This window comes from Bradyrhizobium iriomotense (genome assembly GCF_018129405.1).
Taxonomy (GTDB): Bacteria; Pseudomonadota; Alphaproteobacteria; order Rhizobiales; family Xanthobacteraceae; genus Bradyrhizobium; species Bradyrhizobium iriomotense_B.
On sequence record NZ_JAFCLP010000030.1, the window covers coordinates 60,905 to 69,133 of the forward strand.

Consider the following 8,229-nt stretch of genomic DNA (forward strand, 5'->3'; position numbering starts at 1 on the left):
GACAAATCCGTCCCATGGTGCTTCATCGCGGCGCCATGCTGAAACGTATCTACGACTGGTGTATCGACGCCGCCCACAAGCCCTACGCGCTCTGGATCATGGGAGCGGTGTCTTTCGCCGAAAGCTCCTTCTTTCCGGTCCCGCCCGATGTGATGCTGATCCCGATGTCGCTGGCGCGCCCGCAGCGCGCCTGGGTCTATGCCACGGTCTGCACGATCACATCGGTGCTCGGCGGCCTCCTCGGCTATGCCATCGGCGCGCTGCTGTTCGACTCGGTCGGTCACTGGCTGATCCAGGTCTACGGCCTCGGCGACAAGGTCGAAGCCTTCCGTGCCTCCTATGCCGAGTGGGGCGCGGTGATCATCCTGCTCAAGGGGCTGACGCCGATCCCCTACAAGCTCGTCACCATCACCTCGGGCTTTGCCGGCTATAATCTCCTCCTCTTCACCCTGTGCTCGATCGTCGCGCGCGGCGGACGCTTCTTCATCGTCGCGATCCTGCTCAACCGCTATGGCGACTGGATCCGGCACAAGCTCGAGGAGCGGCTCGGCCTGTGGGTGGCGCTCGGCGCTGCCGTGCTGGTGCTGGGCTTCGTCGTGGCGGTCAAGCTGATCTAGAGCATGATCCGGACCCGGAGGGCCGCGTTAGCGCAAAGTGCGAAGCGGTTTTCCCTCGCGACAAACGCGGAACGCGTTTGCGCGGAGATCATGCTCAACCAATAGACCGCCGCCGCGCTTTGCCGCTGCGCCGGCTTCGGCTACGATTGCCGCCATGATGGTTCGATCCGGCAATCCGGCCGCGCGGCTCGGGACGCTGATATCAGCAGTGGTGCTGATCCTGTTCGGTGCCGGCGGGGCGGGATGGCCGCAATCTCGGCCGCCGTCGCTCGGCCTCCAGGAGCAGGGGCCGCAGGCCGCGCCGCCGCCGTCGACGCCCGCTTCATCGGCCTCGCCGGCGAGCGATGAAAATCCCGGGCTGATCAACGAAATGGGCAAGCTGTTCGACAAGCTGCCCTCGATCCTGCCGCCGATTAAAAGCCCGAGCGAGACCATGAACGACCTGTCGCGGCTGACCAAGCCCTCGACCATGGTGTCGGGGCGCGTGGTCTGCCCGGTCTCGTCGAACGGCGCCCCCGACTGCAAGCAGGCCGCCGACCAGCTCTGCCAGGGCAAGGGTTACAAGGAAGGCAAGAGCCTCAACGCCGACTCCGCCGAGAAATGCTCGGCCAAGGTTCTCATCCCGGGCAGGCAACGCAAAGCGGACGACTGCCGCACCGATACTTTCGTGACCAGCGCGCTGTGCCAGAACTGACGTGAGGACCTCGCGCGCATGCAACAAGGAGTGCCCATGAGTCGTACGGAGCAGGATTTCCTCGGACAGCGTGAGATCGCCGACGACATCTACTACGGCGTCCAGACCATCCGCGGGAAGGAGAACTTCCACATCACCGGCATTCCCATGAACCAGGAGCCTTACTTCGTGAAGGCGCTCGGTTACGTGAAGAAGGCCGCGGCGATGGCCAACCGCGACCTCGGCGCGATCGACGCCAGAGTCGCGGATGCGATCATCCTGGGCTGCGACCGCGTCATCGCCGGCGACATGATGGACCAGTTCGTCACCGACTTCATCCAGGGCGGCGCCGGCACCTCGACCAACATGAACGCCAACGAGGTGATCGCCAACCTCGCGCTGGAATCGCTCGGCTTTGCCAAGGGCGACTATCAGCATGTCAGCCCCAACGATCACGTCAATTACGGCCAGTCGACCAACGACACCTATCCGACCGCCTTCCGCCTCGCGCTGATCCTGCGGCTCGAGAGCTACATGACGGCGCTGCGGCAGCTCCAGGAAGCCTTCTTCGCCAAGGGCCGCGAGTTCGACCGCGTGCTGAAGATGGGCCGCACGCACCTGCAGGACGCGGTGCCGATGTCGTTAGGGGCCGAATTCCGCGGCTGGGGCACCACGATCGGCGAGGAGGTCGATCGTATCTCGGAAGCTCGGTCGCTGCTGCGCGAGATCAATCTCGGCGCCACTGCGATCGGCACCTCCGTGACCGCGGCGGTCGGCTATCCAAAACTTGCGGTCCGACACCTGAGCGCGCTGACCGGCATCGACTTCATTCTCGCGGGCGACCTCGTCGAGGCGACCTCGGACACCGGCGCCTATGTGCAGCTCTCCGGCGTGCTCAAGCGTACGGCGAGCAAGCTGACGAAGATCTGCAACGACATCCGCCTGCTCGCCTCCGGCCCGCGCGCCGGCTTCAACGAGATCAACCTGCCGCAGCTTCAGCCGGGCTCCTCGATCATGCCGGGCAAGGTCAATCCGGTCATTCCTGAAGTCGTCAACCAGACCAGCTTTCTCGTCATCGGCCTCGACACCACGGTGACGCTGGCGGCAAGCGCCGGCCAGCTTCAGCTCAACGTGATGGAGCCGGTGATCTCGTTCGCGCTGTTCTTCTCGATCCGCACCATGGAGCGCGCGGTCAACAGCCTGCGCGAGAACTGCGTCGTCGGCATCACCGCCAACGAGGACCATACCCGCAACATGGTGCTGAATTCGCTCGGCATCGTCACCGTGCTGAAGCCGCTGCTCGGCTACAAGCAATGCGCCGAGATCGCGCGCGAGGGCTATAAGAGCGGCAAGTCGCTGCACCAGATCGTCGTGGTCGAGCGCAAGCTGCTGACGCAGGAGAAATGGGACGAGATGTTCTCGTTCGAGCGGCTGATCAACCCGGATTTGATGGGGTAGCTGTTGCTCGCCCGCTGCTCTCACCTCGTCATTGCGAGGAGCTCGCGACAAAATTGCGTAGCAATTTTGCGCTGATGCGACGAAGCAATCCAGAATTTTTCCGCGGAGACAGTCTGGATTGCTTCGCTTCGCTCGCAATGACGGAGGAGGCCGATGGGGAAGAATTCCGCTGCTTGGAATTGCGGTAACGGCATCCGCTGCGGCGCCAAAACGCAATACTTGACAGTGGAAAGATTGCCTTGTTGGTATGGCTCCCAGCTTCGATTTGACCGCCAGAAGAGGATCGTTCCGCAATGTCTATGCCCGCCTTGTTCAAGGGGCGCCTGTCGATCCCCGTGATCGGCTCGCCGCTCTTCATCATCTCGGTGCCCGATCTCGTGATCGCGCAGTGCAAGGCGGGTGTGGTCGGCTCGTTCCCGGCGCTGAACGCGCGGCCGCCGGAGCTGCTCGACGAATGGCTGGCGCGGATCACCGAAGAGCTCGCGGCGTATGACCGCGCGCATCCCGACAAGCCGTCGGCGCCGTTCGCGGTCAACCAGATCGTGCACAAGTCGAACAACCGGCTCGATCACGACATGCAGCTCTGCGCCAAGTACAAGGTGCCGATGATCATCTCCTCGCTCGGGGCGCGCGAGGAGCTGAACCAGGCCGTGCACGGCTGGGGCGGCATCGTCTTCCACGACGTGATCAACCAGAAATTCGCTCACAAGGCGATCGAGAAGGGCGCCGACGGCCTGATCCTGGTCGCGGCCGGCGCCGGCGGTCATGCCGGCACCATCTCGCCGCTGGCTTTCGTTGCAGAGACGCGAAAGTGGTTCGACGGCCCGATCGCGCTGTCGGGCGCCATCGGCAACGGCAAGGCGATCCGCGCCGCGCGCATCTTAGGGGCGGACTTCGCCTATATCGGCTCGGCCTTCATCGCGACCAAGGAGGCCAATGCGGTCGAGAAGTACAAGGAGATGATCGCGGGCTCGAGCGCCGACGACATCGTCTATTCCAACCTCTTCACCGGCGTGCACGGCAACTATCTAAAACCCTCGATCCTCGCCGCCGGCATGGATCCGGAGAATCTGCCGACGTCCGATCCGTCCAAGATGAATTTCGGCACCGACGCCTCCGGCGAGCGCGCCAAGCCGAAGGCGTGGAAGGAGATCTGGGGCTCGGGCCAGGGCATCGGCAGCATCGAGGGCATCATCCCCGCCGCCGAGCTGATCGCGCGCTTCAAGAAGGAATACGACGAAGCGATCGATCCGCCGTTGTAGTGCTGCCGTTGCGCATCTCTCAACCGTCCTCCCGGACAAGCGCGCCTCAAGTGCGCGCAGATCCGGGACCCATAGCCACAGGGAGTGGTTTGGCGACGACTCGTGGTCACCGATCTCGCGCTACGACTTCTCCCTGTGGTTATGGGTCCCGGCCTTCGCCGGGACGACACCTTTTGCTGAACTCCGACCGTGCCCCACGGAGAAACGATGCCCCCCATCTACCGCGTCGACGGCAACAGCGTTGTCACCAGCCCGGATGCTGCCGGTCCCTGGGACCGGCGCATGCAGCACGGCTCGGCGCCGGCATCGCTGGTGACATGGGCGGCTGAGCGCATCCCGACGCCTGTTGCGATGGACATCGCGCGGGTCACGATCGATTTGATGCGGCCGGTCCCGGTGGCGCCGCTCACGATTGCGACCGAAGTGCTGCGCGAGGGCCGCAAGATCCAGCTTTGCGAGATCAGGCTGATCGCCGACGGCGTGCAGGTGGTCGGCGCCACCGTGCTCAAGATCAGGCGCCAGGCGCAGCCGTTGCCCGACGATGTCGAGGCGCTACCGGTCACGCTGCCGTCTCCGGAGGACTCGTTGGTGGAGGACGGTCACGCGGCTACCAGTCCGTTCGTGCGATCGGTCTCGATGCGCGCCGCGCGCGGTCGCTTCGGCCAGGCAGGTGCCGGCGCGATCTGGTTTCGCGTCGACCACCCGCTGATCGAGGGCGAAGCTATCTCGCAGGCCATGCGCGCCGTGGTCGCCGCCGACTTCTCCAACGGCACCGCCTCGACGCTCGACTTCCGCGCCTGGACCTACATCAACGCCGATCTCACCGTGAGCTTTGCGCGCCGGCCGGTCGGCGAATGGATCCTCCTCGACGGCGACGCCTGGATCGGCCCTGACGGCGCGGGCCTTGCGATGTCACGGCTTGCCGACCGACAGGGCTATTTCGGCCGCGCCGTGCAGAGTCTGGTGATCGAGAAGCGGGGAGCGTGACGGCTTTCGCCGTGCTCAGGCCGGGAGCCAATTGAATGGCAGCTTCCGCCGCCGCGGAAGGGATGCCCTGGTCGCGAACCTCTTCTTGTCCGGAGGCCTCTCGTTCGACGCCAGCGTCCTGCCAGTTCATATGCCGTAGAAGATCTTGATCTCCCACAGCACGACAACAATAGCCGTGATCAACGTGACCGCAGCCAACGCACTTTCCAAGGAAGCGACTCTCATTTGATACTCCGCTTCCCAGCCCCATCAGCGGTCTAGTTGATTCCCTGATTCGCCCGCAATCGGGCGGCCATCGCGGATGCGTACTCCGTTGCGCGTTGTGGTGCCTGGGCCACAACGACACCGTAAAATCCCGGGGTATTTACCCCACCATCCGGTCCCGCCCGCTCCAGAAGCCCGCACGCAGTACCTTTTTGTCGACCTTGCCGACGCCGGTCATCGGCAGCTGTTTGACGAACTGGATCTGCTTCGGCGCATGCGCCGAGCCTTTTCGCGTTTTCACGAGGTTGATCAGCTCGTCCGGATCGGGCCTTGCGCCTTCACGCGGCACGACGATGGCGGTAACGGCTTCGCCCCATTTCTCGTCGGGGATACCGACAACCGCGACCATCGCCACGTCCGCATGCTGCGACAGCACGTCCTCGACCTCGCGCGGGAAGATGTTGAAGCCGCCGGAGACGATCATGTCCTTCTTGCGGTCAAGGATGAACATGTAGCCGCGCTCGTCCTTGCGCGCGATGTCGCCAGTGTGGACCCAGCCGTTCTTCAGCGTCTCGGCGGTGATGTCGGGGCGCTTCCAGTACTCCGCCATCGCATGCGGGGCACGCACGCAGATCTCGCCGGCCTCGCCCGTCGTCACCTCCTGGTCGTTGTCGTCGAGCAGCTTGACCTCGCAGGCTGCGATCGGAAAGCCGCAGGACAGGAACAGCTCCGGCGTTCTGGGATCGTGATCTTTTTTGCGCAGCACCGAGATCGGATAGCATTCGGTCTGGCCGTAGAGCTGTGAGAATACCGGCCCGATGCGTTCGATGCCTTCGATCAGCCGGCTCGGCGACATCGCGGAGGCGCCGTAAAGTACGAGCTCGAGCGAGGACAAATCGGTCCTGCCCAGCGCCGGATGGTCGAGCAGCACATAGATCATGGTCGGCACGAACAGCGTGAAATTGATGCGCTCGCGCACGATCGTCGCCAGCACGGCCTCGGGATCGAAACCTTTGAGCATGTGCACGGTGCCGCCACGCATCAGGGTCGGCAGCACCTTCGTGCCGGCGACATGGCTGATCGGCGCGACCGCGAGATAGCGCGCCCCCTCCGGGATTTCGAAGTCGGCGAGGATCGCGGCGGCGCCCCCGGCATTTTCGCGGTGGTAGCGCAATGCGCCCTTGGATTTACCGGTCGTACCGCCGGTGTAGTTCAGCGTGGAGAGGTCGTCAGGGCCGGCGAGGCATCGTGCACTGAAATGGCCTTCGATCTCGATCGCCTGCAGCAGGTCGATGCCATAGTCGGCCGGTCCCATGGTGAAGACCGCCTTGAGCCGGCCCGCGCTCGCGGCGAGCTCGCCGCCGCGATCGCGGAAGGCGGCCGCATCGACCACGAGGACCTCGGCCTCGGAATCCTCCAGCTGGAACAGCTGGTCTCCTCGCGATCCCAAGGGATGCAGCCAGGTGACGCAGAGCCGCGACAATTGCGCGGCGACGCCGGCGCACCAGGTGTCGGCGCGGTTCGCGGTGAGGAAAGCGACGCGCGCGCCGGGTTGCAATCCAAGCCGCATGAACACGCCCTGGATGCGCCCGATCAGGTCGATCGTGCCCTGGTAGCTCAGCGATCCGCCGGGCCAGGCAAAAGCGGTGCGGCCGGGATAGCGCGACAGTGCCCGTAGCGTCTGCGCGCAAGTCGGGGACGATGCGTGGAGCGGATCGGACATATGTTTCCTCGTTGCTTTGTCATCGGCGTCTGGCGTGCCAATGTTTGCCGTAACGCTAGCACAGGGAATGCGGGAGGAAACGACAAAGCCCGCGCGAGGGAGGCACGTGTGAGATCCGATCAACTGCAACGTTTCGCCGATCGTCTCGCCCTGCCGCTGATCGCCGCGCCGATGTTTCTGGTGTCGGGCGTCGAACTCATGGTCGCGGCCTGCCAGAGCGGTGTGATCGGCAGCTTCCCGACTGCAAATTGCCGCAGCACGGAACAGCTTGACGCATGGCTCACTGAGATCGAAGTGCGGTTGCGACAGCACGAAGATCAGACCGAGCGCAAGGCAGCGCCGCTCTGCCCGAACCTGATCGTGCACCGCTCCAATGCGCGGCTCGAGCAGGATCTCGCGGTGCTGCTGCGGCACAAGCCTGAGATCGTCATCACCTCGGTCGGCTCGCCGGCGCCAGTCTTGAGGCCGCTGCACGACGCCGGCGCGCTGGTGTTCGCGGACGTTGCCTCGATCCGTCATGCCGAACGCGCAGCGGAAGCGGGCGCCGATGGGCTAGTCCTCCTCACCGCAGGCGCGGGCGGGCAGACCGGCTGGCTCAATCCGTTCGCCTTCGTCCGCGCGGTGCGCGCATTCTACGACGGCATCATCGTGCTCGCGGGCGGCATCAGCGACGGGCGCGCGCTGCATGCCGCCGAGGTGCTCGGCTGCGATCTCGGCTATATGGGCACGAAGTTCATCGCCACGCGCGAGAGCATGGCGGATGACCGTCACAAGCGGATGCTGGTCGAGAGCAGTGCGGACGATATCCTGCTCACCACCGCGATCACGGGCCTTCCGACCAGCATGCTGAAGCCGTCGATCGTCGCTGCGGGTCTCGATCCCGACGACCTGCCGGCACGCGGCGCGATCGACATCGCAGAGGATATCGACGTCACCGCGCGCGAGAACCGGCCCAAACGCTGGCGTGACATCTGGAGCGGCGGGCACTCGACGTCGGGCGTCACCGACGTGCTAGCGGTCGATGATCTCGTCGCGCGGACGATCGCGGAATACCGCGAGGCTGGTGGGCGGTAGGCTGTTCGTCTCTCCCCGCGTGAGGGGAGAGGCCGACGCGCTCGGCAGCGCAATTGCGCGCCAGAGCGCGGCGGGTGAGGGGGAGCCTCCGCGAGGGCAGCTGCTGCCGTGATTGCGGAGACAGCCCCTCACCCCGACCCTCTCCCCGTAAGAATGTTCAGACCGGGGAGATGGTGGACGGGTGTTCGGAGACATCGTGGACACTTTCTGGACTCCCGTCGAGAGGCCGGA

General features: G+C 64.8%; 7 protein-coding genes. 6 read left to right on the forward strand and 1 reads right to left on the reverse strand.

Annotation, left to right across the window (positions count from 1 at the left end; genetic code table 11):
- The first annotated feature begins 14 nt into the window (after positions 1–14).
- From JQ592_RS35830 to JQ592_RS35850, 5 genes are all read left to right on the forward strand, one after another.
- The gene (locus JQ592_RS35830) at positions 15–617 is read left to right on the forward strand and encodes a YqaA family protein (RefSeq protein ID WP_211407413.1); all 603 of its coding nucleotides are present in this window, start codon (positions 15–17) and stop codon (positions 615–617) included.
- 154 nt (positions 618–771) lie between these two features.
- Positions 772–1,311 carry a hypothetical protein gene (locus tag JQ592_RS35835; RefSeq protein WP_211407414.1) on the forward strand — a complete coding sequence of 180 codons (540 nt, stop codon included), beginning with the start codon at positions 772–774 and terminating at the stop codon, positions 1,309–1,311.
- Positions 1,312–1,347: 36 nt separating this feature from the next.
- Positions 1,348–2,748, forward strand: coding sequence for an aspartate ammonia-lyase (locus JQ592_RS35840; protein ID WP_211407415.1), 1,401 nt, complete (start codon positions 1,348–1,350; stop codon positions 2,746–2,748).
- A gap of 293 nt (positions 2,749–3,041) precedes the next feature.
- The gene (locus JQ592_RS35845; protein ID WP_211407416.1) at positions 3,042–4,010 is read left to right on the forward strand and encodes an NAD(P)H-dependent flavin oxidoreductase; all 969 of its coding nucleotides are present in this window, start codon (positions 3,042–3,044) and stop codon (positions 4,008–4,010) included.
- Positions 4,011–4,217: 207 nt separating this feature from the next.
- A complete protein-coding gene (locus JQ592_RS35850) occupies positions 4,218–4,997 on the forward strand; it encodes a thioesterase family protein (protein WP_211407417.1) in 780 nt (259 codons plus the stop codon).
- A gap of 364 nt (positions 4,998–5,361) precedes the next feature.
- Here JQ592_RS35850 and JQ592_RS35855 read toward each other — a convergent pair whose 3' ends face one another.
- Positions 5,362–6,924, reverse strand: a complete 1,563-nt coding sequence (locus JQ592_RS35855; RefSeq protein WP_211407418.1) for an AMP-binding protein — start codon at positions 6,922–6,924, stop codon at positions 5,362–5,364.
- 108 nt (positions 6,925–7,032) lie between these two features.
- Between JQ592_RS35855 and JQ592_RS35860 the strand changes: the two genes are divergently transcribed.
- Positions 7,033–7,998 (forward strand): NAD(P)H-dependent flavin oxidoreductase, encoded by a 966-nt coding sequence (locus tag JQ592_RS35860; protein ID WP_211407419.1) that lies wholly within the window; start codon positions 7,033–7,035, stop codon positions 7,996–7,998.
- Positions 7,999–8,229 lie beyond the last annotated feature (231 nt).